Here is a 24972-nt window from a genome sequence, read left to right on the forward strand (position 1 = left end):
GGATCCGTGATCCCTACCGCCCGTGCAGCGGAATGAACGTGATCGGCCGCTCGGCGGTGAACGATGGTACGAACAGGTCGGCGCGCGCGTAGCCGTCCATGTCGCGGCCGATGGGAAGGCCGAGGAAATAGAGAAGCGTCGGCGCGAGATCGACGATCGAGCCGCGCGGCTTGCGGCCGGCCGCGACCGGCGTGCCATAGGCGAGCAGAAACCCGTCGGGCCCGTCTTCGTGCGTCGCGCTCACCTCGGGATCGCGCAGCAGGCGCGCGGCCATCCGCCGCAGCGGCGCGACCGGCCGCATCCCGAAACCCGAGACCACGAGCAGCAGATCGCCGGCCGACATGCGTTCGAGCGTCGCGCCGATCTCCTGGTCCACTTCCGCGTAGGCGCGGTCGAGCGCGGCGAACGCCTCGCGGTCGGCGTCGCCGAATCCGCTGGCGTCCGAATCCGGCAGCGCGTGGTGGGCCGCGATGTCGACGCCCTGGTAACGGATCGCCGTCACCCGCACCGGCCGGGTCGCGGCCGCGGCAGACATGGCCGCCTCGTAGCGCTCGTCGGGCTGGCGAGCCGGCGGTCCCGCCTCGAACGCCTCGCGCGCCGACGGGATGACCTCGGGCGGGTAGCCGACGCCGCCGAACTCGAACATCGAGCCGATCATCTGATGAAACCGATCGGTGATCAGGAATCCGTCGATCGGCTGTGCCGGATAGGTGAGCGGCCAGCGGACGATCCCGGTGCTGACGCCGTAGTCGTTGAGGATGCTCCAGAACGGGCGAGCCCTCCACTCTGCCGAGGTGTTGGGCTCGCCGCGCACGACGCCGAGGCGGACGAGCACGTGCGAAAAGCAATGGTCCGGCAGCAGGTCGACGCCGCGATCGTCGCCGCGGGCGTAGTAGGTGGCGGCCGAGCGGACGCCGTTCTTCACCGGGTACATGCCGGTCGCGGCGGCGACCCAGACCGGATCGGGCTGGGTCGGCCGGATCGTCGCGACGTCCATGAACGCGCCCGAGTCGAGCAGCCGGCCGAAGTTGGCCAGGCGCCCCGAGGTGACGCGCGGCCAGATGTATTCGAGCGATCCGCCGTCGATGAGCAGCATCGTGATGCGCGAGCCCGGCCGCGCCGCCGGCGGCGGCAGCATCAACCGCGGCAGGCCGGCCGGCGGCTCGCCGCCGGCGCCGCGCGCGGCGAGCGGCAGCGCCAGCGAGCCGACCATGGCGATCCCCAGCAGTGCGGCGCCGACGCGGCTGCCGCGGCGCCCGTACGAGTAATGCGCAACCGCGATGCCGAACAGCACCACCGCCGACGCCGAGGTCGCCGCGGCCCCGAACGTGAACCGCCGCGCCGCCGCGTCGTCGAAGAGCGCCGGAAACCCGCGCAGGTTGAGCCACATCAGCGTCGCCGCCACCGCCGCGGCGATCGCCGACAGCCATGCCAGCAGCCGCACGCTGATCCACCCGGGCGAGAGAATCGACACACTGAAAAAATCGCGCAGCAGCATCGACACGTAGAAGAGCAGCGCGAGATGGATGCCGTAGAAGAGGCCGAGCGTCAGATACCAGCGCCACACCGACGCCGAGGCGAGCGGAATCTGCGGGTTGAGCTGCAGGACGAGAATCGTCAGGTAGGCTGCGCCGAGCGCGCCCGCGACGAGCGAGTTCGTCAGCAGCCGCAGGAAGCGCATTGGCGCAAGTGTATACTTCGTGAGATGCCGGTGGACATCGACGCGGCGGTGATCGAAAACCGCCGGCTGTCGGCCGACTACAACGTGCTGGCGTTCGCCGCGCCGGCGATCGCCGGCAGCGCCCGCCCAGGCCAGTTCGTGATGATCAGAACCTCGGACGGACAGGACCCTCTCCTCCGCAGGCCGTTCTCGATTTTCGAAGTCCTCCGCGACGACACCGGCGCACCGCTCGGCATTTCGATCCTCAACAAGCGCGCCGGCGTCGGCACGGCGCGGCTCGCGCGCGTCGAGGCGGGCGCCCGGCTATCGGTGCTCGGACCGCTCGGCCGGCCGTTCGAGCCGGTCGACCGGCCCGCCGAAGCCTGGATGGTCGCCGGCGGCGTCGGCCTGGCGCCGTTTGTCACGCTCGCCGAAGCGCTCGCGGCGCGCGGCACGCCATCGACCCTGTTCTATGGGGCGCGACGCGCGGAAGAGCTCTACTGCGTCGATCTGTTCCGTGCGCTCGGCGTGACCGTCGTGCTGGCGACCGAGGACGGCAGCGCCGGCGTGCGCGGCCGCATCACCGCGCCGCTCGACGCGGCGCTTGGCCAGCACCCGCTCGGCGACCCGCTGAAACTGTTCGTCTGCGGACCGACGCCGATGATGCGCGCCTGCGCGCAGTTGGCCGCGGCGCATCACCGCGCCTGCGACGTCTCGCTCGAACAGGTGATGGGCTGCGGGCTCGGCGGCTGCTACAGCTGCGTGGTCCCGGCGCGCGGCGCCGACGGCGGCACGCCACATCACACCCGCACCTGCATCGAGGGGCCGGTCTTCGACGCGCACCGGATCGTCTGGGACGCGGTCGCAGAACACTGATGGATCTCTCGCTGGGCATCGCCGGATTGACGCTGGCCAATCCGCTCATCGCAGCCAGCGGCTGTTTCGGCTACGGCGTCGAATACGCCGACGTCGTCGACCTCGCCACACTCGGCGGAGTGGCCGTCAAGGGTCTGTTCCTGCACGAGCGCGAAGGGCACGCGCCGCCGCGCATCGTCGAAACGCCGTCGGGCATGCTCAACGCCATCGGGCTGCAGGGGATCGGCGTCCACCGCTTCATCGCGGAGCGGCTGCCCGAACTGCGCGCCCGCCGGGCCATCGTCATCGTCAACATCTGCGGGACGACGCTCGACGAATACGTCGAGGTGGCGCGGATCCTGTCGGACGCCGAGGGCGTGCACGCGCTCGAGCTCAACATCTCGTGCCCCAACATCAAGGAAGGGGGCATCACGTTCGGCTGCAGTCTGCCGGGAACGCACGCGGTGGTGAGTGCGGTCCGCAAGGTGACCACGCTGCCGGTCATCCCCAAGCTGACGCCTAACGTGACCGACGTGGCCTCGTTCGCGCGCGCCGCCGAGGACGCCGGCGCCGATGCGATCTCGCTCGTCAACACGTTCCTGGCGATGGCGATCGACGTGCACTCGCGGCGGCCGCGGCTGACCAATGTCGTGGGCGGCCTGAGCGGACCCGCGATCCGGCCGATCGCGGTGCGGATGGTCTACGAGTGCCGCTCCGCGGTGAGGATTCCCATCGTCGGGATGGGCGGCATCGCCACCGCCGAAGACGTGCTCGAGTTCATGATCGCGGGCGCCAACGCCGTGCAGATCGGAACGATGAACTTCGTCGATCCCTTTATCTGGGGCAAGCTGCTCGCCGGCATCCGCGACTACATGGCCGCGCACCGCATCGTGCGGCTGCAGGAGATCGTCGGCACCGTCGACACGAGCACCCGCGAAACGGCGAGGGTGTCGTCGTGAAGGAGAAGATTCTCGTCGCGCTCGACGTCGCCTCGCGTGAATCGGCGCTCGGCCTGGCCGACCAGCTGCGCGGCGCGGTCGGCGGATTCAAGATCGGCAGCCGCCTGTTCACTGCCGAGGGCCCGTCGATGGTGCGCGCGCTGACCGAGCGCGGCGACCGGATCTTCCTGGACCTGAAATTCCACGACATTCCGAACACCGTCGCCGCGGCCGTCGCCGCCGCTGTCGATCTCGGCGTGTGGATGGTGAACGTGCACGCCGGTGGCGGCACCACGATGATGCGCGCGGCACGCGACGCGGCGCACGACGCGGCGGCCAGACGGGGCAGCCCTCCTCCGCTGGTCATCGCCGTCACCGTGCTGACGAGCATGAACCAGGAGACGCTGCGCGACATCGGGGTGGTGATCGAGCTTCGGGACCAGGTCCTGCGTCTCGCGGAGCTCACCCGCGAAGCCGGGCTCGACGGGGTCGTCGCGTCCCCCCAGGAGACGCAGGCCATCCGCACCCGCTGCGGCGGCGCCTTCACGATCGTGACACCTGGCATCCGCGGCGGGACCGCGGCGGCGGCGAAAGACGATCAGGAGCGGACGATGACCCCTGCCGAGGCGATCGCCGCAGGCGCTTCCTATCTGGTGGTGGGCCGGCCGATTATCGCAGCGCCCGATCCGCTGGCCGCGGCGCAGGCGATTGGCGGACGTTAGAGCGTTTTCCCGCTGTCTTCGGCGCGTGCCTTCAGACCCGCCAGCTGGTGCGTGAGGCAGACCTGAACGATCGGCCTCACGCCGTCAACCGAGAAAGGCTCAGCGCGAACCTGCGATCACTTCGCCGTGACCAGGAAGTGACCTCTGCGGTTCTGCTGCCAGCAGGCGTCGTTCGCGTCGCTGCAGACGGGGGCTTCCTTGCCCTTGCTGACGACCTGGACGCGGTCGTTGGCGATCCCGAGGTTCACGAGGTAATCGCGCACCGCGCTGGCGCGGCGTTCACCGAGCGCCAGGTTGTACTCGGCGCTGCCGCGCTCGTCGGCGTGTCCTTCGACTAGTACTTTGGTCGAGGGCCAGCGCTTCATCCAGTCGGCGTCCTTCTGCAGGATCGGCCTCGCGTCGTCGCGGATCGTCTGTGAGTCGAGGTCGAAGTAGGCGTCGCCGAGAGCTTTCTGACTGTTGAGCTGCTCGAGCGTCTCGCTGGCGAACGCCTCGTCCTCGGTCGGCGTGTGGGCGGGCGCGGGCGCCGGAGCGGGCGCCGGCGCGGGTGGCGCTGGGGGCGGCGGCGGGGCGGCGGGCGGCGGCGCAGCCGGCGGGGGCGGCGCGGTCGTGGGCGCTTTCTTTCCGCCACAGGCGCTGACGCTCAGCGCGGCGATCAGCACCATCGCCGCGAACCCTCGAACTCCTGCTCTCATTTCGGTCTCCTCGGGGCGCAATGTAAAATTTGCCAGAGCTTATCACGTGGATCGACTTCTCGAGGCAACGGCGCGCGCCGAGCGCGATCACTTCTGGTTCCGCGGCTTCCGTCGCTTCGTCGAACCGATCGTCGCGGCAGCCGCGGGAACCCGGCGTCCGGCCATCCTCGACTGCGGCTGCGGCACGGGCCACAACCTGACGCTGCTCCGGCGATACGGTCCTGCCTACGGTATCGACCTGACCTACGCCGGGCTTCAATATGCCACCTCCCAGGGCGAGCGCCGCGTCGCGCGCGCGACGGTGTCGCGACTGCCCTTTGCCGACGCCGCCTTCGGGCTGGTCACCTCGTTCGATGTCCTGTACTCCCTGCCCGACGCCGTAGAACAGGCGGCGATCGCCGAGATGTTCCGCGTCCTGGAGCCCGGCGGCACGCTGGTCGTCAACGTCGCCGCGCTCGCGGCGCTGCGCGGCAATCACTCGGTGCTGTCGAACGAGATCCGCCGCTATAGCCGCCGCGATCTGACGAGCCGCCTCGAAGCCGCCGGGTTTGCCGTCACCCGCGCGACGTACACCAATTTCTGCATCCTGCCGATCGTGGCGGCCGTCCGGATCAAGCAGCGCCTGTCGGGCGCCCACGTCGAGTCCGAGGAGGAGATTGCGGTGCCGGCGGCGCCGCTCAATGCGGCGCTGTCCGGCCTGCTCGCGATCGAGGCCGCCGCGCTCCGGGTGCTCAACATGCCGGTCGGCAGCTCGTTGCTGGCCGTGGCGTCGAAACCCCTCGACGGCGCAGCGGCGCGAACGTAGCCTCGGGCGCTATTCGACGGTGACGCGATAGACGCGCAGCGACAGGCGACGGCGATCGCCACCGGCCGCTCCGCCGGGAACGAAGAAGCTCGACGTGTCCAGCGTGACGCGGCCGTGCGCGGCGTCGAGCGCGTCGCCGGGGATCTGGACGGCCTGTTCGAAGTCACCGGCGGGATCGAACGCGGCGATCTCACGCCCCGCGACCGTGACGCGGACGTGCGGCGGCGCCTTGAAATAGCGCAGCGGGTTCTCGCCGGCGAGGCGCAGGGTCACGGCGCGGCCGATCGGCCGGACCCAGAGATCGGCGTGATCACTCGTCCAGCGCCAGGCCCGTCGCTCTGCCGCACTGAACTCCGGCTCGTGCCAGCCGATGTCGTAGCCGAACATCGCGACGCCCGGCGGCTGCGCGTCGAACTGCTCGAGCGAGACCTCGCCGATGGACGTCACGTCGAACGGCTGATACGCGGTCCCGGTGGACAGCGCGCCGGCCGGCAGCGTGAGCTGGCGCAGAAAGAACCCGGACGGCGCGGCAAAGGTGTCGACCGGCGTTCCGTTGAGCCGCAGCGCCACCGTCGCGGTGCCGGCGCCGATATGGCGTCCGCCGATCAGCACCGTCGTTTCGTCGCCGCGCGCGCGCAGCCAGGCGACGGCAGGCGCCGCCGCCGGTCCCAGGCGATCGCGAGCGGTGATGCCGCCGACCTCGGCCGTAAGCGACCAGCCGCGATCGAGCATCCAGTTCGGCGGCTCCATGTGCAGCCAGTCGATCTCGTCGGGGCGGGCGCCGCCGACGAACGGGAGCGTTTCGAAACCCCAGGTATATCGCCGCGCCGTCACGCGGGCGTGCGGATCGAAGAGTGACAGATCGGTGCGGATCGGGTCGGCCGCGAACCAGATCCGCGCGGTCGGATCGGCGCGCCAGGCGGCAATCAGGGTGAGCCATTCGCTTCCATGCGGCGCGATCGCCACCCGCGCCGGCAGGATCGGAGCCGCCCACTCCGCCGCACGCCGGGCGCTGGCGTGCATGCCGATCAGATCGACGCGATCACCGCCGTGCGCTGTCGCCGCCATGTCGTCGAACGTGCGGAAGATCGGCGCGCCCTCGCGCGCATAGCGCTCCGACGCCGGCAGCGCCGCGGCGAGCGACAGCACGGCAATCCCGATCGCCGCCGCCTGCATGGCGCGCGCTGGCAGCCCCTCGAGCGCGGCCAGCGCCCCATAAGCCGCCAGCGGCACGAGCGGCAGCGCATACCGCGTCGTCACGGTCTCCTGGAAGAGCAGGTGAAACGCCGCGTAGGGGGCGAATGCGGCGGCGAGCGCGGACGCCGCGCGCGGCGAGCGCAGCAGAATGCGCAGCAGCCCCGCTGCCGCCAGCACGCAGACGAGAATGCCGACCCGCCAGTCCCACGGCCAGATGAAGGTGTTCTCGAGCGCCGCGAGGACGTCGTGCCGCGAGTGATACGTCCACAGCATTGCGACCCCGCCGAAATCCTCCCCCGCCTGGGACGTGAGCGCGCGCAGGTACGCACTCATCCCGCCGCTCGCCACGACGAGCGGGATGCCCCAGGCGATGCCGCCCAGCACGAACGCCGCGACGGCGCCGACCAACACGAGCGGGAGCCGGCGCGGCAGGACGGCGTAGAGCAGAAACGGCACCGTCAGCACAGCGGTCTGGGAGCGGATGCCGGTCGCCAGTCCCGCGAGCAGCGCGGCCCCCATGACCGCGCGCGGCGACGGCGCGCCGGCCACCAACGCCAGCGTCCACATCGCGGCCGAGAAACCGAGCATGTCGCTCAGCGGCCGCAACGCCGTGAACCAGAAGAGCGGCGCCGTGGCCGCCACGACCGTCGTCCACAGCGCCAGGCTCGGGCGATCCTCGAGGCGCCGGAAGAACAGGACGATCGCCGGCAAGGCGAGCGCCCCCCCGATCGCGCTCCAGATCGCCAGACCGCGCGGCGACGCCGCCTCGACACCGAGGCCCCGCAAGAGCGCGGTCGAGCCCTTCGCGAGCGCGATGAACACGGGATAACCGGGCGGGTGCGGCTGGTGCCGAGCGACGTCGAAGTCGCGCACCCCTAGCGCGAAGTTGATCGAGTCGAGATCCTCGAGGGTGCGCGGGAGCCAGACGAGATGCGCGGCGAGGAAGACGAGCACCAGCGCCGCACGGGCCGATCGCAGGCTGGTCACGGAAATAGACCGTACCCTACGGCACTGCGGCGCGTCCAGCGGGCCGGCGCACGGCCCCCGGGACTGCTAGATGACGCGCAGCTTGAGGGCCTCGTTGAGGCTGCCCTGGCGGTAGCCGCGCAGATCGATGGCGACGTGGGCGTAGCCGAGGTCGCGGAGCGCCCGGTCGATCGCCGCTGCCGTTCCGGGCTCGAGCGCGCGGGCGATCTCGTCGGGTCCGAGCTCGAGCCGCGCGATCGACTCGTGATGCCGGACCCGGAAGACGCGGAACCCGAGGCCGCGAAGCACTCCTTCTGCCGCTTCGATCGTGCGAAGCTTCTCTTCCGTGACTTCCGAATGGTAGGGAATGCGCGACGACAGGCACGCCGAGGCGGGTTCGTCCCAGGTGGTCATTCCCGCCTCACGGGCCAGCTCCCGGATCTCCGCCTTGGTCAGGTCCGCCTCGTCGAGCGGGCTGAGCACGCCGAACTCGCGCGCCGCCTGCCGCCCCGGCCGGTAGTCCCCGCGGTCGTCGGCATTGCTGCCGTCGACGACCGCCGCGAAGCCGCGGTCGCGGGCAATCACGGTCAGGCGCGAATACAGTTCGTGCTTGCAGTAGTAGCACCGGTTGGACGGGTTCGCGCGGTAGGCCGGATTGTCCATCTCGGACGTCCGCACCATCTCGTGCCGAAGGCGGAAGGCGCGCGCGGTGCCAATCGCCAGGTCGCGATGGCGGTCGGGATAGCTGGGGCTGTCGGCGGTCAGGCAGATGGCGCGCTCGCCGAGCACGCGGGACGCGACGACGGCCAGAAACGCGCTGTCGACGCCGCCGCTATAGGCTACGGCCACCGAGCCAAGCGCCGCGAGCCTCGCCTCCAGCGCCGCGGCCTTGGGCCGGATCACTCGTCCCAGTCCTCTTTTTCCGTCTCCTCTTCCTCGTCGTCGTCACCGTCGTCGGTTTCCTCACCCTCGAAGTCGTCGTCGCCGGCCTTCTCGTCCTCTTCGTCGTCGTCGTCGTCGTCGTCGTCCGAAAGCTCGAGCTCGACGGGAGAGGTACCGGCCACTTCGAGGTTGGAGCCGCAGTCAGGGCAGCTGATTGAATCCCCTTTGTCGACGTCGAATTCATCGACCTCGATCTCGGCATCGCACTCGGGACAAGTAGCCATACACGCTCCTACGCGTCGATAGAAGTTCGGATTATAGCGAGAACCTGATAAATTGCGCAATCAAGCCCGTGAGTAGCAAGACCGTTATCGTCGCCGACGACACCGCCTTCGTGCGCGACCGTTTTGCCTCGGCGCTGGTCGGCGCGGGGCACCGCTGCCTGAGCGTCAAGGGGGCGGCGGACCTCCTGGGCCACCTGCGCGATGATCTCGCGCAGATCGACCTGATCGTGCTGGATCTGCGGCTGCCTCACGCCGGCGGCGTCGAGCTGGTTCGCACCATCCGCAAGATCGACGGCGGACGGCTGCCCATTCTCGTGTTCAGCGGGACGATTGCCAGCTCCGCCGAGGTGAAGGACCTGGCCGCGCTCGGAGTCGCCGGCTACGTCAACGAGTACAGCGCGGTGCAGAACATCCTGCCGTCACTCGCGCCGCACCTCTTCCCCGACAACTTCAACCGCCGCGGCAGCCCGCGGGTGGTGCTCGGCATTCCTGTCGCCTACCGTTTCAGCAACACGATCGCGGCGGCGCTCACCCTGAACCTGAGCAAGGGCGGGGTGGCCATCCGGACGATGAGTCCGCTCGAGCAGCACGCCAAGGTACGCGTGCGATTCCGTCTGCCTGGCTCGAAGGCCGACGTCGAGGCGGATTCGCGTGTGGCGTGGAGCGACCGCCGCGTCGGCATGGGCCTGCAGTTCGAGAAGGTGGACTCAGGCGATCAGCAGGCCATCGACGAGTTCGTCGACCAGCACTTCTTCACCAACCGCAAGGCCTAGCCTCGGATGCAGCCGGATCGCGTGGCAGCGCCGTCCAGGTTCGTGGTGTCGTACCGTAGCCGTCTTGTCATTGTCCTTACACGGTCGTAATGGTCGGGCGGGCCCCGGACCGTATATCATCAAGTTTTCTGCATATTCCGGAGAGGTCTCGTGATTGAGGTCCAGCACGTCACGAAACGTTACGGCAGGGTGACCGCCGTCGACGACGTGAGCTTCCGCGTCGAACCCGGGGAGATTCTCGGGTTTCTCGGCCCCAACGGCGCCGGCAAAACCACGACGATGCGTATCCTGACCGGCTACATGCCGGCGTCGGAAGGACGCGTGTCGGTCGCCGGCTATGACGTCTTCACGCATCCGATCGAGGCCAAGCAGCGCACCGGCTATCTGCCGGAAACGCCGCCGCTCTACCCCGACATGACGGTTCGCGAGTACCTGGATTTCGTGGCGCGCATCAAGGGGGTGCCGCCTGTCGAGCGCGCCGCGCGCGTCGACGCGGTGATGAAACGAACGCACGTCCACGACATGGCGGGCCGCCACTGCGGCAAGCTGTCGAAGGGCTACCGCCAGCGGGTCGGCCTTGCGCAGGCGATCATCCACAACCCCGACGTCCTGATCCTCGACGAGCCGACGGCAGGCCTCGACCCCAAGCAGATCATCGAGACGCGCGACCTGATTCGCGGACTCGCCGGCAACCACACGATCGTGCTGAGCACGCACATTCTTCCGGAAGTGTCGCAGACCTGCCAGCGGGTGGTGATCATCAACAAGGGGCGGGTCGTCGCCGTCGACACCCCCGAGAACCTGACGGCGCGGCTGCGCGGCGCCGAGACCCTCTATGTGCAGATCGATGCGGCGGGCGGTGACGCGGCAACGGCCCTCGGCAACGTGCCGGGCGTGACGCGGGTCGCCCCAGCTGATCAGCGCACCGACAGCGGCGCCTTCGAGGTCGAGAGCGAGCGCGGCCGCGACATCCGCCGCGAGCTGGCGCGCGAAATCGTGACCCGCGGCTGGGGCCTGCTCGAGCTGCGGCCGATGCGCATGAGCCTCGAAGACGTCTTCCTGCAGGTGACGACCGAAGAACTGCCGGAGGAGCCGCCGGCCGCTCCGCAGACCCCGCTGATCGCCGAGGAGGGTCCCCGTGCGTAACGTGCTGGCCATCGCGCAGAAGGAACTGCGCTCGTATTTTTCGTCGCCGATGGCCTACGTCATCATCGGCTTCTTCCTGCTGCCGTTCGGCGTCTTCTTCTACCTGTACCTGCAGGCGTTCGTGCAGCAGAGCCTGCAGATGGCGCAGGCCGGCGGGTCGATCAACATCAACCAGCAGGTCATCCGCTACGTGCTGCAGAACGCGTCGGTGATCATCCTGTTCATCATGCCGATGATCACCATGCGGACCTATTCGGAGGAGAAGCGCTCCGGCACCATCGAGCTGCTGCTGACCTCGCCGATCAGCGACGTCGAGATCATCCTCGGCAAGTTCTTCGGCGCGCTCGGACTGTACGGCGCGATGCTGGCGGTGACCCTCTGCTACATGGCGATCCTGTTCGTCTACGGCAGCCCCGAATGGCGGCCGCTCGTCGCCGGGTATCTCGGGCTGCTCCTGATGGGCGGCACCTTCCTGTCGATCGGGCTCCTCATCTCGAGCACGACCAGCAACCAGATCGTCGCCGGCGTGGTGACCTTCGTGGTCTTCCTGCTGCTGTGGATCATCGGCTGGTTCGCCGACTCGGCGGGCCCGACCCTCGGGCCGATCACCTCGTATCTCTCCATCACCGAGCACTTCGACGATTTCTCGAAGGGCATCATCGACACCAAACACGTGATCTACTACCTGAGCTTCATCACGTTCGGGCTGTTCCTCACCGCGAAGTCGGTCGACACGGAAAGGTGGCGGGGCTGAGCCATGCTGAAGCGGATCTTCGGACTCCTCGGCTGGCTCGGCGTCGCACTGGTGTTCGCGGCGGTGGCGATCCGGTTCCTCAAGCCGGAATGGCAGCAGTACTACAACGCGCTGGCGATCGCCGGCCTGGTCTGCACCCTGCTCTACATCCTGAGTCAGTGGCGCGAGATCGGCCAGTCGTTCAGCGGCCGGCAGACGCGCTACGGGTCGCTCGCGGCGGCCAGCGTGATCATCGTCGTGGCCATCCTGGCGGCGATCAACTACCTGTCCACCCGCCACAACCGCCGCTGGGACCTCACCGGTTCCAAGCAGTTCTCGCTGTCGGATCAGACCAAGAAGGTGCTGGCGGACCTCAAGTCGCCCGTGCACGTCCAGGTGTTCGCGCGCAGTGACGACTTCCAGCGCTACCGCGACCGTCTCGATCAGTACACCTACCAGTCGAAGCAGCTGTCGGTCGAGTACATCGATCCCGAGAAGCGGCCGGGCGTCGCGCAGCAGCTCGGCGTCACGACGCTCGGCACGGTCGTCTTCGAGTACCAGAGCCGGAACGAGAAGTCGACGAGCGATTCCGAGCAGGACCTGACCAATGCGCTGGTGAAAGTGATCACGGGACGGACCCCCAAGGTCTATTTCACCAGCGGCCACGGCGAAAAAGAGGCGGGCAACACCGACCGGCTCGGCTACTCCTCGATTACGGGCGCGCTCTCCTCGAACAACTTCAAGGTCGACAAGCTCGTACTCGCGCAGCAGAACGGCGTCCCCGACGATGCCGACGTGGTGGTGATCGCCGGTCCGCAGACCGATTTCCTGACCGGAGAAATCGACGCGCTGAAGAAGTACCTGGCGAAGGGCGGCAAGCTGCTCGTCATGGTCGATCCGATCGTCAAGGAGAACGAGCCGCAGCCGGCGCAGCTCGAAGGGCTGCTGAAGGACTGGGACATCGCCGCCGGCCACGACATCGTCGTCGACGCCAGCGGGATGGGACGCCTCATCGGCGCCGATGCGTCGATTCCCGTGGCGGCGAGCTATCCGTCCCACCCGATCACCGAGAAATTCAACCTGCTGACCGCCTACCCGCTCGCGCGATCGATGACGCCGATCGAAGGTGGCGTGAACGGACATACGGCGCAGCGGCTCGTCGAGACCAGCCGTCAGAGCTGGGGAGAGACGGACCTGAAGAGCGTGCTCGGCGGCAAGCCCGAGCTCGACCCGGCGAAGGACAAGGCAGGTCCGGTAGCGATCGCCTCGGCGGTGTCGGGTGCCGCCGCGGGCGCGGCGGCGGACGCGAACGGCGACAAGAAGGCTGAAACGCGGCTCGTCGCATTCGGCGACTCCGACTTCCCCGCCAACGGGTTCCTCGGCGTGCAGGGCAACCGCGATCTGTTCCTCAACACGGTGAACTGGCTGGCGCAACAGGAGAACCTGATCGCCATCCGCCCGCGCGACCCCGAAGATCGCCGGATCACGCTGACCGCCGATCAGCAGCGGCGCATCTTCTACCTCACCGTGCTGATCGTGCCGGGGCTGGTCCTGCTGGCCGGGGTGCAGACCTGGTGGCGGCGGAGACGGTAGATGAAAGGGCTCCGTTCCTTTCTCCTGCTGCTGGTGGCAGCCGCCGCGCTGGGCGGCTACCTCTACTACGACTCGAAGCATGAGCCGTCCGACGAGAAGAAGCAGGACAAGGCCTTCGCGGACCTGCAGTCGGACAAGATCGATCAGGTCACGATCAAGTCCGCCAAGGGAGAGGCGACGACCGCCGCGAAACAGGGAGACAAGTGGCAGGAGACCAAGCCCGCCAGCGTGCCGGCGGACGAAGCGGAGGTCTCGGGCATCACGACCAACCTCGCCTCGCTGAGCGTCTCGCGGGTCATCGACGAGCAGCCGTCCGACTACAAGCAGTACGGCCTCGAGCCGGCGCGCATCGAAGTCAGGTTCCGCAGCGGCGGCCAGGAGCGCGCGCTGCTGCTCGGACAGAAGACGCCGACCGGCACCGATCTCTACGCGCGCCTTCCCGACAAGCCGCGCGTGTTCCTGGTCCCCTCCTACGTCGAGACGACGTTCGACAAGTCGCCTTTCGATCTGCGTGACAAGACCATTCTCAAGATTGATCGCGACAAGGTCGACGGCGTCACGATCGACGCCGCCGGCCGCACGATCACCGTGGCGAAGCAGGGAGTCGACTGGCGCCTGACCGCGCCGATCGGGGCGCGCGCCGATTTCAGCGCGATCGAGGGGCTGATCGGGCGGCTGAACTCGACCCAGATGAAGGCGATCGCGTCGAACGACGCCGACGCGAATGCGCTGAAGGAGTTCGGCCTCGACAAGCCCGCCGCGACGGTGCACGTCACGTCTGGCAGCGCGCAGGCGGCGCTGGCGATCGGCAAGAGCGCCGGCGACGGCATCGTCTACGCCAGGGACCTCGCGCGCCCGATGGTGTTCACGGTGGAGTCGGCGCTCGCCGACGAGCTGAAGAAGCCGATCGACGATTTCCGGCTGAAGGATCTCTTCGACGCGCGCGCCTTCAACACTACCCGCATCGAGATCGTCCGCGGCGCCCAGACGCTCGCCTACGAGAAGGACAAGGACACCTGGAAGCAGGTGACGCCATTGGCCAAGCCGGCCGACGGCGCAAAGCTTGACGCGCTCATCACCGCGCTCACCAACGCGCGCGCCACCGGGTTCGTCGACTCGGCCCCGGCACTCGACGCTCCCGAGATGACGGCAGCCCTGAAGTTCGACGAGGGCAAGCAGGAGAAGGTCGCCTTCGCACGCCAGGGAACCGACGCGTTCGCGCGCCGCGACGGCGACAAGGGCGCCGCCAAGATCGACGCTTCCGCACTCGACGCCATCGCCAAGGCGCTCGATGCGCTCAAGTAGGAGGGGCAGCACCGCCCTCCTCGTCGCGGCCACGGTTCTGACGGCCGCCGCCGCGGGACCGTCCCGCAACGAGCGGCGGCTCGCGCAGGATCTCGATCGCATCTTCACGGCCCCGGCCATGGAGCACGGGCTCTGGGGCGTCGACGTCAGATCGCTCGACAGCCGCCGCGTGCTCTACGCGCGCAATGCCGGCACGCTGATGATGCCGGCATCCAACCTGAAGATTCTCACGCTGGCCGCGGCCGCGGAATCACTCGGCTGGGACTATCGCTTCAAGACGACGCTCGAGACGGTCGCCGACGTCGAAGACGGCGCCCTGAAGGGCGACCTCATCGTCCGCGGCACGGGCGATCCCACGATCAACGGCCGCGACGGCCGCGCCGCGGCCGTCTTCGACTCGTGGGCCGCCTCGCTGAGAGCCGCCGGCATCACCCGCATCGACGGCGGCGTCGTCGCCGACGACAGCGCGTTCGATCGAACCGGCATCGGCCAGGGCTGGTCATGGGACTACCTCCAGGACGGCTACGCCGCTCCGGCCGGCGCGCTCGAATACAACGAGAACGTCGGGACGGTGACGGTGCGCCCGGGAGCGATGGCTGGCGACCAGGCGGCGATCGAGCTGACGCCGCTCGTCGGGCTGCAGCTGCTGCATCGCGTCGTAACGGGCGACGCCGGTTCGACGACCGCCGTCACCGTGACGCGACAGGCCGATGCCGCCGCGCTCGAGATCGGTGGATCGATCGCCGCCGGCGCCCCGCCGCTGACGCGGCAGGTGGCTGTGGCGAACCCGGCACGCTATTTCGCGCACTCGCTGCTGCTCGCGCTCGTCGATCGCGGGATTGCCGTCCGTGGCCTGCCCGTCGAGATACAGGAGTGGCAGTACCGCGTAGCGCAGCTGCCGCGGCGCGTGCTCGTCGAAACGTCGTCGCCGCCGCTACGCGAGATCGCCACGACGATGATGAAAGTCAGCCAGAATCTCTACGCCGAAACGCTGCTGCGGGCGATGGGCGCGGCCCGCTCGGGCAAGCCGGGATCGGCCGACGCCGGCATCGAGGCGGCGCGCGCCGTGTTCACGGCGTGGGGCGTCGCGCCTGACGGCTACGTGCAGGTCGACGGCTCAGGGCTGTCCCGCTACGACTACGTCACCGCCGAGACGATCGTCGCCGTCCTCGAGCACCTGCACGCGGATCCCCGCCACGAGGCCGCGTTCGCCTCGACGTTGGCCATCGCCGGCAAAGACGGGACGGTCGCTTCGCGGATGAAGGCGACGCGCGCCGAGGCCAACGCCATCGCCAAGACCGGCTCGATCTCCAACGTCCGCGCGCTGTCGGGATACGTCCGCACGCGCGACGGCGAGACGCTGGCCTTCTCGATCCTCGCCAACAGCTTCGCGATTCCGGCCGCGACAGTGAACTACATCACCGATCTCGCGGTGGAGAGGCTGGCGAACCACCGAAACCGGTGACGACGCCGTTAGTCGGGTTGCCGAGGAGGGCGCCGATCTTCACGGCCCGATCAAGGGCAACGACGACCAGGCGCCGGGCGACGGCATCGGACCCTCGACCGCCGGCGCCACGGGAACAAGGGCTCGGTCGGCAGCGTGCACAGCCGGCGCCGTGATGAAGGCGACTTACCGATTGGCGCGCCCGGGCACTTCCGCGATGTGGACCAGCGCGCGCGCCGCCTCGCGCTTGACGTCGTCGTCAGGGTCCTTGGTCGAGACGCGAGTGAGGTCGGGAACGGCCGGCGCAGCGTCCGAGCCATAGCTTGACAGGGCGAGCGCCGCCGCCGAGCGCACGTCGCTCACCGAGTCGGCGAGCGCGGTGACGAGCCCCGCCACCTCCGGCGCGGGCTGATCTCGGACGATGCCGAGATAGGTCACGGCGACGTGCCGCACCGCCGCGTCGGAATCCTTCAGCCCGTCGAGCAGCAGCGGGATGACGAGCTGCGGGTCGATCGACGCGCGTTCGCGCAGTTTGCCCAGGGCTCGCAGGGCCTCGCGCCGGACGACGGGCTCGTCGGAGTGCTGCGCCTCGCGCAGCGTCTGCACCGCCGGCGATCCCATGAAGCTGAGCGCGAGGCCGGCCTCGGGCGAGTAGGCAGGATCGCTGAGAGCCGCCGCTACGTCGGGCAGGCTCTCGACAGCGCGCGGTCCCAGGAGCGCGGCCGCCTTCAGCGCGGCCCGACGCCGCGCCGGTTCGGCGGCGGGATCCTGAAGCGCGCGGCGAATGGCCGGCAGCGCGGCGGAGCCCCGCTGCTCGAGCTCGGCGGTGGCGCGTTCGACGTCTTTCGGCGAACGACTCTGCAGGTCGTCGAGCCAGTGGTCGTCGTTGCGCACGACGACGCTGACGGGTGGTTCGGTTGGCGCGGCGCGGTAATACCAGACTGCAGCCGCCACGCCCGCCACAAGGGCCAACAGGAGCGCGACGAAACGCCACACGCCGTCATTTTATCCGAGGCCTCTCCGCCCCGAACCTGGTCGACCGATCCTGTCGCGGCGGCGGCCTATGGCGGCCAGACTGACCACACCTCACCGAACGAGATCGCGCGCCGACTGCAGCACGTCCGCCGCGGGGGCCGTGAGACCGCCCCCCTGCGCGAGCTCGGGCCGGCCGCCACCCTTACCGCCGTGTTTCTGCACGAGCTGACGCAGCACCGCCGCCGAGTCCACCGCGACGTCGGAGGCGCGCGCCACCACGATTGGCGACGCCGGCGGGTCGCCGACGAGCACAGCGACGTGGCCGGGCCGTTCGGCGATGCGGGCGGCGATCGTCTTCAGCGCTGCGGCGTCCCATCCCGGCAGCGCCGCCGCAACGACCTGCAGCGATCCGGCGCTGACCGCGATCGCCGCCAGCTCGTCCGCTTCGTGCGCCGCCAGTCTGGTCTGCAGATCCTTGATCTGGCGCCGCTGATCCTTCGCGTCCGCCTGCAGCCGTTCGATTGCCGACGGCAGCTCCGGCGGCAGCACCGACAGCGCGCGCACGCTGCCAGCGACCGCGTCGCGCAGCGCGCCAAACCCGCTGAGCGCCCGACCGCCGCACAGGAACGTGACTCGCAGGCCGCCACGGAACCGCTCGAGCGCCGACACGGCAATCATCCCGATCACGCCCGTTCGCGACACGTGCGTGCCGCCGCATGCGGAGAGATCGAAGTCTTCGACGTCGATCAACCGCAGCGTGCCTTCGCGCTTCGATTCCTTGCGAAGTCCGAGCGTCGGCGTGTCCGCGGCCGAAGCATAGCGAATCGCCACGGTCCGGTCCTCCCAGACGATCCGGTTGGCCTCGCGTTCGGCCGTCGCCACCTCGGCGGCGCTCAGTTCCCGGGCGAGGTCGATCGTCGAGTACTCGACGCCGAGGTGAAAGCTCTCCGTGCGCGCCGCGAGCAGCCGATCGAAGGCAGCCGACAGCACGTGCTGGCCGGTGTGTTGCTGCATGTGATCGAAGCGACGGTCCCAATCGATCTCGCCGCGAACCCGATCCTCCCCGGGCAGCCGATCGACCACGTGCAGAAGGCGCCCGTCCTCGGCCTCGACGACGTCGAGCACCCGGACCCCGGACAGCGTGCCGACGTCGAACGGCTGTCCGCCGGAGGTGGGATAGAAGGCGGTCCGATCGAGGACCACCGCCGCCTTGCCGCCGTGCGTCGTCCGATCGACGACCGTGGCATCGAAGACACGCAGGGAAGGATCGTCGTAGTAGAGGCGCTCGGTCATCACGTCCAGCTCGCCGGCAGGTTCTTCGAGACCTCGATATCGGAGCGGCGGCTTGGCGCGCGGGGCCCGGTCTGCAGCGCCCAGGCGGCCATCCGGTGCAGTCCTCGCTCGATCGACCACGTCGCCCGGTAATCGAAGACGCGCGCCACCTTGCCGTGATCCGCGACGGCGTCCTGGACCTCGCTGCGTGCCTCGAGATGCCTGATCGAGACCGGCTTGCCCATGGCACTCGCGACGAGCCTGGCCAGGTCGTTCACCGTGGTCGGCTCGTCGGCGCCCACGTTGAACACCTCGTTGAAGGCGGCGGGCATGTCGATCGAGCGCGCGATCAGGGGGGCGACGTCGCCGATGTAGCTGAAGGCGCGCGTCTGCGTGCCGTCGCCGAAGATCGACATCGGCTCGCCCCGCATCAACTGGTTCATGAAGATGCCGATGACGTTGCGGTAGCGATCTCCGATGTGCTGGCGCTCGCCGTAGACGTTGTGCGGGCGAAAGACGATGAAGTTCAGTCCGAACATGCGGCGGGCCGCCGCCAGGTCGAGCTCGACGGCGTACTTGGCAATGCCGTAGGGGTCTTCCGGGTGCGGCGCCAGCGCTTCGTGCATGGGCGTCTGCGCGGCGCCGTAGACCGCGATCGAGCTGGTGAAGACGAAGCAGTCGACCTGCGCCCGCACCGCCTCGTTCAGCACGTTCATAGATCCGACGACGTTGTTGGTGTAGTTGAAACGGCGGATGAAGTGACTGAGCCCCTCGGCGGCGTAGGCCGCGAGATGGAACACGTGCGTGATGCGATGCTCGGCGAAGATTCGGGCCAGCAGCGCCGTGTCGAGCACCGACCCCTCGTAGAAGATCGCGCCGACGGGGAGGTTGGCGGTGAAACCGCCCGAGAGATCGTCGAGCGCGACGACCTCCCGGCCGCGCCGCACGAGGTCCTCGGCGACATGCGACCCGATGAAACCCGCCGCTCCTGTCACCAGGATGCTCATCTATCCTCCGATTCGTCCATGCCGGAGCAGGGTGAACTGCACCTGCCGCCTCGATCGCTCCCGCACCTGCGCGAACGACGCCGCGCCGACCATCCATTTCAGCACCTGCATGGCGGTCGCCAAACTGAGGCGTCCGACCATGAGGAGGTAGTAGAGCAGTGCCGGCAGCCTGCCATGATGCTTCCGCAAGTACGTCAGGTGGCTGCGGAAGTGGATGAAGGTCTTGTCGGCCATGAACGGCTTGGCCGCGGCGCCGACGTGCAGCATCGCGGCGCCCGGCCAGAACCGCACCTTCCAGCCGGCGTCGCGCGCCCGCCGGCACCAGTCGATGTCTTCGTCGTAGATGAAAAAACGCTCGTCGAGGGGGCCAAACGCGTCGAGGCAGGCGCGGCGCATCAGCAGAAAGCTGCCGCACACCCAGTCGACGTCCGCTTCCCGATCGATCGCCGCCGGAGCGCCGTCGGCGGCGTCTGCGCGCAGGCCTGCCAACGCCAGCAATTCCTTCCATGGCACGGGAAACCAGTACGCGGACGCCTGCGGCGACTGGGTGTCGTCCACGTTCCGGTGGAGGATCCCGAGCGCGCCGACGTCGGCGTGGGCGTCCATGTAGTCGACCGCCGCTTTCAGCGCGTTCTCGATTTGAATCGTGTCGTTGTTGAGCAGCAGTACGTAGCGGCCGGCGGCGCGCGCGATCCCCTGGTTGTTGGCCACCGTGAATCCCATGTTCCGAGGATTGCCGATGAAGTGCACCCAGGGAAACCGCCGCGGCAGCTCCGTGACGCTCGCGTCGCGCGTGGTCCCGTTGTCGACGACGAAGGTCTCGTACGAGAGGCCGTTGCCGTGCGCGGCGATCGACACCAGCGCCGCCGCGGTCATCTCGCAGGCATTCCAGTTGACCAGGATGATGGAGAGATCCGGCGTGATGCGGCGATTATATGGCGTCTGCCGGGTCTGCGATCCCTGCCTCGGCAAACCCCTTCGATCGCAGCCGGCAGCTGTCGCAATGGCCGCAGGAGCGGCCGTCCGGCGACGGATCGTAGCAGCTCAACGTCAGGCCGTAGTCGACGCCCAGAGACAGTCCGCGGCGGATGATGTCGACCTTGCCCATCTCGAGGAGCGGCGCCAGGATGCGCAACGGTCGCCCCTCGACGCCGGCGCGCGTGGCCAGCGCCGCGACCCGCTCGAAGGCGCGGAGATACTCGGGGCGGCAATCGGGATAGCCGGAGTAATCGAGCGCGTTGACGCCGATGACGATAGCCTCGGCGTTCAACACTTCCGCCCACGCCATCGCCAGCGATAGAAACACGGTATTGCGGGCCGGCACGTAGGTCGAGGGAATGACGGCCGCGTCCAGCGGGCGATCCTTCGGGATGTCGCCGTCGCCGACGAGCGCCGACCCGCCGAATGTCGACAGCGGTACTTCCAGCTCGAGGTGCCGTGCGACGCCGAGGGCGCGCCCGACGCGCCGCGCCGCGTCGATCTCCCGCGCGTGCACCTGGCCGTAGCGGACGCTCAACGCGTACAACTCGTAGCCGTCGGCGCGGGCGATCGCGCCGGCGGTGTAGGAGTCGAGGCCGCCGCTCAGGAGGAGCACCGCCCGCCGCCCGCTTGCAGGTGCGTCAGACGCCACGCGTCTCGGGACTCCAGATGTATTTGTGAATCTGCAGCTGCACGCGCACCTGCAGCCGATCGGCGAGCACCCACTCGGCCAGCTGCCTCGGGTGCAGCACGCCGTGCACCGGCGACAGCAGCACCGCCGCGCACGCCGCGTCCAGTCGATGGCGTCCGATGATGTCGCGGGCGTACTCGTAGTCGGCGCGGTCCCCGACGACGAATTTCACTTCGTCGGCCGGACGCAGTCCGGCGAGATTCGCCCAGCAGTTCCGTTCGGCTTCGCCGCTGCCCGGACACTTCACGTCGATGACGCGAATCACCGCCTCGGGGACGGCGCCCGCGTCGATGTGACCGCCGGTCTCGACCATGACCGTCTTACCCTCGTCGAGCAGCCGCTGCATCAACGGATAGACGTCCTTCTGGAGCAGCGGCTCGCCGCCGGTCAGCTCGACCAGATCGCAACCGTAGTCGCGGACCTGCGAGACCACGTCCTCCACGGTCATCCTGCGCCCCTCGGTGAACGCATACGGCGTATCGCACCACGAGCAGCGCAGGTCGCAGGCGGTCAAGCGCACGAAGACGCAGGGCCGTCCGCTGTGGGTGGACTCCCCCTGAATCGAATGAAAAATCTCGTTGATGGTCAGCATGGCCGGCTCGCCCGCCTGGTTCGAACTCGCTATTTTACAATGTGGGGATGGCCAAGCCTGTTTTCTACACCAAGCCCACCTGAACGACCTGCAAGAACGCCAGGAGTTTCCTGGATGCGCAGGGTATCGCGGTCGAGCAAGTCGACATCAACAAGACGCCGCCGGATCGCGCCTTTCTGGAGCGGCACATCGACGCGGCCCGGTTTCTGGATTTCGTCAGCACGCGCAGCCCCGTCTTCAAGAACCGGCCGCTGCCACGGTCGAAGAAGGAAGCGATCGACCTGATGCTCGAGAACCCCAACCTGATCAGACGGCCGATCCTGATCCGCGGCACGACGGCGACGTTCGGCTTCGACAAGAAAGCCTTCGCGAAATGAGCGAGATCCGGATCGGCACGTCCGGCTGGAGCTACCCGGGCGGCGTGGGCACCTGGAACCGAATCTTCTATCCCGCGGACCGGAAGAAAGCGTTCGACGAGCTGGCGTTCTACGCGGAGCATTTCGACACCGTCGAGGTGAACTCCAGCTTCTACCGCGTCCCGTCGGCGGCGACGACGGCCGCCTGGGCGCGACGCACGCCGGCGCGGTTCGACTTCTCGCTCAAGCTCTACCAGAAATTCACGCATCCCGAGATGTTCCTCGCGGCGACCGGACGCGACCCGGCCGATCTCGATCGCACGGACGTCGATGGGTTTCGTGCCGCCATCGATCCGCTCGTCGCCGCCGGCAAGCTCGGGGCGCTGCTGGCGCAGTTTCCCGCCAGTTTCAGGAACGAGCCATCGTCGCGCGGCTATCTCGAATGGCTGCTGCGCGCCTTCCGCGAGTACCCGGTCGCCGTCGAGCTGCGACACCGCAGCTTCAGCGAGGATCCCGTCGAGGTCATGCAGATCCTCGCGACGCACGGCGCCGCGCTCGTCCAGATCGACGAGCCGAGGTTCCGCGACTCGATCCGGCAGGACCGCCGGGCGAACGTCAAGACGCTGTACTACATGCGGCTCCACGGCCGCAACGCCGCGCAATGGTGGACACACGACAAGTCCGAAGACCGTTACGACTACCTGTATTCAACCCCGGAGCTGGATCCGATCGTCGACGAGGTCGAGCAGGCCTCGCGAGAGGCGAAGAAGACCTACGTCTACGCGAACAACCACTTCTCGGCGAAATCGGTGGCCAACGCCGCAACTATCAGGAGCCGACTCGGACAGCCCCTCGACGGCGAGTATCCGGAGGCATTCGTCGACCGCTATCCGGACCTCAGAGGACTGGTCAGGACGCTCCCTACTCCTTCACAAAGGCTCGTTTGAGGATGTCGCCGCGCTGCAGCTTCGCCACGACCTCGGCGCCCGTGAGGACGTGGCCGAAGACGGTGTACTTGCCGTCGAGCTCAGGGGCGGCGCGGCGGAGGATGTAGAACTGGCTGTCGGCGGTGGTCGCGTCCGTACCGGGATGCGCCATCGCGACGGCTCCGGCGAGGTTCCGACGCTTCTTCGTGATCTCGGCGACGCCGATCGGCGTGCCAGTCCCCTGACGGCCCCATGACGCGTCGCGGCTCACGTCGCGGCTCACCGGATCGCCCACCTGGACGAGGAAGTTCGGCTCGGCGCGGTGAAAGCGCTGGCCGTTGTAGAAATTCTTCTTCACCAGCGCGATGACGCGCGCCACCGTCTTCGGCGCTTCCTCGGGATAGGTCTCGATCTCGATCGTCCCCTTCGCCGTCTCGAGCACGATGATCGGTCCAGCCCCAGGTGACTTCTGCTGCGCCTCACCGTGCAGCGAACACGCCACGACTACCAGTAACGCCGCTGCAAGCCTGTTCATCGTCCGTCCTCCGTCCTCCGCCTCCCGGCGTCCGCCCGCTTCCCCACCCTTGTCACGCCAATCCTGGGACACAGATCCGCAAGCACACACCGCGGGCAGAGAGGATACACCGGGCGGCAGACGTTCTGGCCCCACGTCACGAGGTACAGGTTGACGACCGGCCACCATCGACGGGCAACCACGCGATACAGCGCCTGCTCGGTCTCGTCCGGCGTCTTCGTGCGAATCCAGCCGAGGCGGTTCGAGATGCGGTGCACGTGTGTGTCGACGCAGATGTTGTCAGGGCTTCGGTGCGCCAGGATGAGCACCAGGTTGGCGGTCTTGCGGCCCACGCCCGGCAGCGTCAGCAGGTCCTCCATCGTCACCGGCACGGCGCCGGCGTAACGATCGACGAGCTGCCGGCATGCCTCCTTCACGTGCACGGCCTTGGTGCGGTAGAAGCTGACCGGGTAGATCAGTTTCCTGATCTTCGCCTGCGTGAGCGCCGCCATTGCCGCCGGCGTCCGGGCGACCCGAAAGAGCCGCTCCGAGGCTGACGCCGTCACGGCGTCCTTCGTCTGTGCCGACAGCATCGTCGCGATCAGTACGTGGAAGGCGTCGTCGTGCTGATCTGCCGCGATCTTCTCGACGGCGGGTGCCTCGAGACCGGCAATCGCGCGCGCCAAGCGCCGCATGACCGTGTTGACGGGCGCTCGCTCGCTCACAGAATAGGCGTCACCGGAGCCTCGCCGCCGAGCACGGCGAGGACGTTGCGCACGGCGAGCGCCGCCATCGCGGTCCGCGTCTCTCGCGTCGCGCTGCCAAGGTGGGGCACGAGAAAAACGTTCTCGAATTTCAGCAGTCCCTGGTGCACCGACGGCTCGTTCGCGAATACGTCGAGCGCGGCGCCGGCGATGAGCCGCTCGTTGAGCGCCCAGACCAGCGCGTCCTCGTCGACAACGCTGCCGCGGGCGGTGTTGACGAGGAATGCCGACCGTTTCATCCGCGCCAGGGCCTTGCGGTCGATGAGGTGGCGATTGGCCGGCGAGCCGGGGACGTGCAGCGAGACGACGTCGGAGGAGATCAGGATCTCGTCGATGGTCCGATCGTCGGGTCCGCGCGCTGGCGTGCCGTCGCGGCGCGCGAAGACCACGTTCATCCCGAACGCGGACGCCTTCGCCGCCACCGCGCGACCGATGCGGCCGGCGCCGATGATGCCGAGTTGCTTGCCGCGCAACTCCGTGCCGAGCATGAAGTCGAACGTCCAGCCCTTCCAGCCGCCAGCCCGAATCAACCGATCGCCCTCCGCCGCCCGGCGAGTGACGCCGAGGATCAGCGCCCAGGTCAGGTCGGCCGTCGAGTCGGTCAGCACGTCGGGCGTATTGGTGGCGATGATTCCGTGGCGGCGGACGGCCGGCAGGTCGATGTTGTCGTAGCCGACGGCGATGTTCGCCACGATCTTCAGCCGCGATCCGGCATCGAGCAGGTCGTCGTCGATCCGATCGGTCAGGACGCAGATCAGCGCGTCCGCGCCGGCGATCCGCGTCAGGAGCTCCTGGCGTGGTATCGGGTCGTCACCAGGCCAGACGTCGAGCTCGTGCTGCGCTTGCAGTTCGACGAGCACCGACGAGGGTACGCGCCTGGTGAGAAGAACCCGGGCCAC

25 protein-coding genes and 1 pseudogene are annotated in these 24972 nt (G+C 68.6%); 12 read left to right on the top strand and 14 right to left on the bottom strand.

Annotated elements, in window-relative coordinates:
* Positions 1–13 precede the first annotated feature (13 nt).
* Positions 14–1681, bottom strand: a complete 1668-nt coding sequence (locus VGI12_14050) for an alkaline phosphatase family protein (protein HEY2433794.1) — start codon at positions 1679–1681, stop codon at positions 14–16.
* A gap of 24 nt (positions 1682–1705) precedes the next feature.
* Here VGI12_14050 and VGI12_14055 point away from each other — a divergent pair, with 24 nt between their 5' ends.
* Genes VGI12_14055 through pyrF form a run of 3 tightly spaced genes read left to right on the top strand, consistent with a single transcriptional unit; the run spans position 1706 to position 4175 of the window.
* The gene (locus VGI12_14055) at positions 1706–2536 is read left to right on the top strand and encodes a dihydroorotate dehydrogenase electron transfer subunit (protein HEY2433795.1); all 831 of its coding nucleotides are present in this window, start codon (positions 1706–1708) and stop codon (positions 2534–2536) included.
* Positions 2536–3474 (top strand): dihydroorotate dehydrogenase, encoded by a 939-nt coding sequence (locus VGI12_14060; GenBank protein ID HEY2433796.1) that lies wholly within the window; start codon positions 2536–2538, stop codon positions 3472–3474. The genes VGI12_14055 and VGI12_14060 overlap by 1 nt, the downstream gene beginning before the upstream one ends.
* Positions 3471–4175, top strand: a complete 705-nt coding sequence (pyrF, locus tag VGI12_14065; protein ID HEY2433797.1) for an orotidine-5'-phosphate decarboxylase — start codon at positions 3471–3473, stop codon at positions 4173–4175. Before VGI12_14060 ends, pyrF begins: the two co-directional genes overlap by 4 nt.
* Before the next feature lie 116 nt (positions 4176–4291).
* Here pyrF and pal read toward each other — a convergent pair whose 3' ends face one another.
* A complete protein-coding gene (pal, locus tag VGI12_14070; protein ID HEY2433798.1) occupies positions 4292–4870 on the bottom strand; it encodes a peptidoglycan-associated lipoprotein Pal in 579 nt (192 codons plus the stop codon).
* Between the two features lie 46 nt (positions 4871–4916).
* Between pal and VGI12_14075 the strand changes: the two genes are divergently transcribed.
* Entirely contained in the window at positions 4917–5675 is a 759-nt protein-coding gene (locus tag VGI12_14075) for a class I SAM-dependent methyltransferase (protein HEY2433799.1), read from the top strand.
* 9 nt (positions 5676–5684) lie between these two features.
* Here VGI12_14075 and VGI12_14080 read toward each other — a convergent pair whose 3' ends face one another.
* From VGI12_14080 to VGI12_14090, 3 genes are all read right to left on the bottom strand, one after another.
* Positions 5685–7859, bottom strand: a complete 2175-nt coding sequence (locus VGI12_14080; protein HEY2433800.1) for a hypothetical protein — start codon at positions 7857–7859, stop codon at positions 5685–5687.
* Positions 7860–7925: 66 nt separating this feature from the next.
* A complete protein-coding gene (gene larE / locus VGI12_14085; protein HEY2433801.1) occupies positions 7926–8741 on the bottom strand; it encodes an ATP-dependent sacrificial sulfur transferase LarE in 816 nt (271 codons plus the stop codon).
* Positions 8738–9004 (bottom strand): hypothetical protein, encoded by a 267-nt coding sequence (locus VGI12_14090; protein HEY2433802.1) that lies wholly within the window; start codon positions 9002–9004, stop codon positions 8738–8740. The genes larE and VGI12_14090 overlap by 4 nt, the downstream gene beginning before the upstream one ends.
* A 68-nt stretch (positions 9005–9072) precedes the next feature.
* On the opposite strand from VGI12_14090, the gene VGI12_14095 reads away from it, so the two are divergent.
* The 6 genes from VGI12_14095 to dacB all read left to right on the top strand — a co-directional run bounded on the left by VGI12_14095 (position 9073) and on the right by dacB (position 16019).
* A complete protein-coding gene (locus VGI12_14095) occupies positions 9073–9777 on the top strand; it encodes a PilZ domain-containing protein (GenBank protein ID HEY2433803.1) in 705 nt (234 codons plus the stop codon).
* A gap of 150 nt (positions 9778–9927) precedes the next feature.
* The gene (locus VGI12_14100; GenBank protein ID HEY2433804.1) at positions 9928–10923 is read left to right on the top strand and encodes an ABC transporter ATP-binding protein; all 996 of its coding nucleotides are present in this window, start codon (positions 9928–9930) and stop codon (positions 10921–10923) included.
* Complete coding sequence (locus tag VGI12_14105; protein ID HEY2433805.1) at positions 10916–11677, top strand: ABC transporter permease subunit; 762 nt, start codon at positions 10916–10918, stop codon at positions 11675–11677. Before VGI12_14100 ends, VGI12_14105 begins: the two co-directional genes overlap by 8 nt.
* Positions 11678–11680: 3 nt before the next feature.
* Entirely contained in the window at positions 11681–13249 is a 1569-nt protein-coding gene (locus VGI12_14110) for a Gldg family protein (protein ID HEY2433806.1), read from the top strand.
* Entirely contained in the window at positions 13250–14554 is a 1305-nt protein-coding gene (locus VGI12_14115; protein ID HEY2433807.1) for a DUF4340 domain-containing protein, read from the top strand. It abuts the gene before it with no gap.
* A complete protein-coding gene (gene dacB / locus VGI12_14120) occupies positions 14541–16019 on the top strand; it encodes a D-alanyl-D-alanine carboxypeptidase/D-alanyl-D-alanine-endopeptidase (GenBank protein HEY2433808.1) in 1479 nt (492 codons plus the stop codon). Before VGI12_14115 ends, dacB begins: the two co-directional genes overlap by 14 nt.
* A gap of 165 nt (positions 16020–16184) precedes the next feature.
* Here the strand turns inward: dacB and VGI12_14125 are convergent, their stop codons facing one another.
* The 6 genes from VGI12_14125 to VGI12_14150 all read right to left on the bottom strand — a co-directional run bounded on the left by VGI12_14125 (position 16185) and on the right by VGI12_14150 (position 21513).
* Positions 16185–16994, bottom strand: a complete 810-nt coding sequence (locus VGI12_14125; GenBank protein ID HEY2433809.1) for a HEAT repeat domain-containing protein — start codon at positions 16992–16994, stop codon at positions 16185–16187.
* 90 nt (positions 16995–17084) lie between these two features.
* Positions 17085–18266: a DHHA1 domain-containing protein gene (locus VGI12_14130; protein ID HEY2433810.1), complete on the bottom strand. Its 1182-nt coding sequence runs from the start codon at positions 18264–18266 to the stop codon at positions 17085–17087.
* On the bottom strand, positions 18266–19252 hold the full coding sequence (locus tag VGI12_14135) for an NAD-dependent epimerase/dehydratase family protein (GenBank protein ID HEY2433811.1): 987 nt from the start codon (positions 19250–19252) through the stop codon (positions 18266–18268). Before VGI12_14135 ends, VGI12_14130 begins: the two co-directional genes overlap by 1 nt.
* Complete coding sequence (locus VGI12_14140; GenBank protein ID HEY2433812.1) at positions 19253–20224, bottom strand: glycosyltransferase family 2 protein; 972 nt, start codon at positions 20222–20224, stop codon at positions 19253–19255.
* Positions 20184–20846 (bottom strand): 7-cyano-7-deazaguanine synthase QueC, encoded by a 663-nt coding sequence (queC, locus tag VGI12_14145; protein ID HEY2433813.1) that lies wholly within the window; start codon positions 20844–20846, stop codon positions 20184–20186. The genes VGI12_14140 and queC overlap by 41 nt, the downstream gene beginning before the upstream one ends.
* Positions 20847–20871: 25 nt before the next feature.
* Positions 20872–21513 (bottom strand): radical SAM protein, encoded by a 642-nt coding sequence (locus VGI12_14150; protein ID HEY2433814.1) that lies wholly within the window; start codon positions 21511–21513, stop codon positions 20872–20874.
* Between the two features lie 95 nt (positions 21514–21608).
* Here VGI12_14150 and VGI12_14155 point away from each other — a divergent pair.
* Both VGI12_14155 and VGI12_14160 read left to right on the top strand, forming a co-directional pair.
* Positions 21609–21890: pseudogene (locus VGI12_14155) on the top strand (ArsC/Spx/MgsR family protein).
* A complete protein-coding gene (locus tag VGI12_14160; protein HEY2433815.1) occupies positions 21887–22816 on the top strand; it encodes a DUF72 domain-containing protein in 930 nt (309 codons plus the stop codon). Before VGI12_14155 ends, VGI12_14160 begins: the two are co-directional and overlap by 4 nt.
* Here the strand turns inward: VGI12_14160 and VGI12_14165 are convergent.
* Genes VGI12_14165 through VGI12_14175 form a run of 3 tightly spaced genes read right to left on the bottom strand, consistent with a single transcriptional unit; the run spans position 22791 to position 24972 of the window.
* Positions 22791–23330, bottom strand: coding sequence for a peptidylprolyl isomerase (locus tag VGI12_14165; protein ID HEY2433816.1), 540 nt, complete (start codon positions 23328–23330; stop codon positions 22791–22793). The genes VGI12_14160 and VGI12_14165 overlap by 26 nt on opposite strands.
* Positions 23327–24034 carry an endonuclease III gene (gene nth, locus VGI12_14170; GenBank protein ID HEY2433817.1) on the bottom strand — a complete coding sequence of 236 codons (708 nt, stop codon included), beginning with the start codon at positions 24032–24034 and terminating at the stop codon, positions 23327–23329. The genes VGI12_14165 and nth overlap by 4 nt, the downstream gene beginning before the upstream one ends.
* On the bottom strand, positions 24031–24972 hold the full coding sequence (locus tag VGI12_14175) for a D-glycerate dehydrogenase (GenBank protein ID HEY2433818.1): 942 nt from the start codon (positions 24970–24972) through the stop codon (positions 24031–24033). Before VGI12_14175 ends, nth begins: the two co-directional genes overlap by 4 nt.

This window comes from Vicinamibacterales bacterium, from assembly GCA_036496585.1.
GTDB lineage: Bacteria > Acidobacteriota > Vicinamibacteria > Vicinamibacterales > 2-12-FULL-66-21 > JAICSD01.